The organism is Flavobacterium salmonis (assembly GCF_903819435.1).
Lineage (GTDB): Bacteria > Bacteroidota > Bacteroidia > Flavobacteriales > Flavobacteriaceae > Flavobacterium > Flavobacterium chungangense.
Genome location: NZ_CAIJDP010000036.1, coordinates 1 through 2,642, shown reverse-complemented (window position 1 = coordinate 2,642; position 2,642 = coordinate 1). Strand labels below are relative to the sequence as shown.

The window sequence follows — 2,642 nt, the reverse complement described above, 5'->3', positions numbered from 1 at the left end:
TGGAAAAACCGGTCAATTTGACCACCTAATTCCGGAGTAAATTGACCACCCGTTCCGGAGCAAACTGACCACCTAATTCCGGAGCAAATTGACCACCAAGTTTTGTGGTGAATTAAGTATTAAAAACTATTGATTTTTTCATGTTGTTAGAACCATACATTCGTTAAAAATTTACGGATTATGGCAAACAAAATAACAGACATGAGTAAAATTAGAAAAGTAATTAAATTCTATTGTAATGGAAAGAGTAAGTTATTTATAAGTAGCTACTTATCCCTTTCAAGAAATACGGTAAAGAAATATATTTCTTTATTTGAAGTTCTCGAATTAAGCTTTGAATTAATCGACCAAAAAACCGATGCAGAGCTGGAACTTTTATTCTCCCAGACTAGTGTAGAGGCCATTAGCCCGAGATTACAGACACTTTATGATTTTTTTCCTAAAATGGAACGTGAACTAAAAAAAGTTGGCGTTACCGTACAGCATATGTGGGAACAATATATTGCTGTAAATCCTGATGGTTATCGAACTTCACAATTTCATTATCATTACAATATATGGGGCAAACGAGTTAATCCGGTCATGCATATGAACCATAAGGCGGGTGATAAAATGTATGTTGATTATGCCGGAAAGACACTCTCAATTATTGATATAGATACTGGAGAAGTCAAAGAAGTACAATTTTTTGTAGCAATATTGGGCGCTAGCCAATACACGTATGCTGAAGCTTCCATGAGCCAGCAAAAGGAAAACTTTGTTGACTCGGTAGAAAATGCCATGCGCTTTTTTGAAGGCACTCCTGCCGCCATTGTTCCAGATAATTTAAAATCTGCCGTAATAAAAAGCAGTCGTTTTGAACCGACAATCAATGAAACCCTGGCTGATTTAGCAGAACATTACGAAACCACAATTTTACCTGCCAGAGCTTACAGGCCCAGAGACAAGTCACTAGTTGAAGGAGCTGTTAAGATATTATATCGAAGGATTTATGTAACCATAAAAGAAACTAAGTTCTTTTCTCTGGAAGAATTAAACCAGCAGATCTGGGATTTACTTGACTCTCACAATAACAGAAAACTGACAGGACGCCCTTATTCCCGCTTTGAATTATTTTTAGAAGACGAGAAAGAAAAACTGCGTCCACTCCCACAAGATCGTTTTGAAATTAAATACCAGTCTTTTGCAACAGTAATGCAAAACGGTCATGTTCAATTAAGCCAGGACAAAAACTATTACAGCGTTCCGTATCAATATGTAAAGAAGAAAGCCAAGCTGTTATATACCAAATCAACAGTAGAGATTTATTATAAATACAATCGAATAGCTGTACATCCAAGAAACTACAAACCTTATGTCTATACAACAACTCCTGAGCATTTAGCCAGTACACATCAATTTGTAGCCCAATGGAGTGCTGCCCGCTTCATTGAATGGGCTAATAATATTGATGAGTCAGTAGGAGAATATATAATGCAGATAATCGAAAGCAGAAATCATCCAGAACAGGCTTATAAAAGCTGTTTAGGAATACTGAATTTTGAAAAAAAGGTAGGCAGACAGCGATTAATAAATGCCTGCAGGCGGGCACTTGATTTTAAAATTTACAATTTTAAGACCATACAAAACATTTTAGAAAACAACTTGGATCATATTGATTTTGATCAAGAACCTGAGCAGGAACTTCCCGATCACAGTAACATAAGAGGAAAACACTATTATAACTAAATTAAATCTTGAAAAAATGAATGAATCCACAGTAACCAAAATGAAACAAATGAAGCTTTATGGCATGTTTAATGCTTTTAAAACAGCCATTGAAAGCGGGAAAACAGATCATTATACCCTTGACCAGTTTGTATCGATGATTATTGATGCAGAATGGGATGAAAGGTACAATCGTCGTATTGAACGAAGTATCACTAATGCCAAATTCCATTACAAATCAAATATTGAAAGTATCAATTTTGATGTATCACGTAACCTGGACCGAAACATGGTACTGCGTCTGGCAGAATGCGAATTTATAGAGAAAAACGAAAATATTTTAATCACTGGAAGCACCGGTGTCGGTAAAAGTTATTTAGGTACTGCATTAGGTTATCAAGCCTGTATACAGGGTTTTAAGGTAAGTTATTTTAATACCTCAAAATTGTTCGCTAGACTAAAAATGGCTAAAGCAGATGGTACTTATCTACGGGAACTTACCAAAATACAAAGACAGGATGTTATAATACTTGATGATTTTGGACTCCAGGCACTTGACAGCCATAACCGAATTACTCTTTTAGAGATCATAGAGGACAGGCATAATAACGGCTCTATAATCGTGACATCACAAATACCAGTTCAAGGCTGGTATGATATAATTGGAGAAAAAACGATAGCCGATGCAATATTAGACAGACTTATACACCAATCTCATAGGCTTGAATTACATGGAGAATCCATGAGAAAGAAAAGAGGAATAAACAAAGAGTGATATTTTATTATATTTGAATACTAATTAACAGATGAAAAAATATAGTTTTTAATCAAAACGGAGGTGCTCACTTTGCACCGGAATTAGGTGGTCATTTTGAACTGGAATCAGGTGCTCACTTTAAAACGGAATGGGGTGATCAATATAACCGGAATTTGCA

Annotated in this window: 2 protein-coding genes; both read left to right on the top strand. The window is 35.6% G+C overall.

Annotation, left to right across the window (positions count from 1 at the left end; genetic code table 11):
- Nucleotides 1-180: 180 nt before the first annotated feature.
- A complete protein-coding gene (gene istA / locus FLACHUCJ7_RS00220; protein ID WP_108735486.1) occupies nt 181-1,728 on the top strand; it encodes an IS21 family transposase in 1,548 nt (515 codons plus the stop codon).
- A 16-nt stretch (nt 1,729-1,744) separates the two neighbouring features.
- On the top strand, nt 1,745-2,482 hold the full coding sequence (istB, locus tag FLACHUCJ7_RS00215) for an IS21-like element helper ATPase IstB (protein WP_056251131.1): 738 nt from the start codon (nt 1,745-1,747) through the stop codon (nt 2,480-2,482).
- Nucleotides 2,483-2,642: the final 160 nt, after the last annotated feature.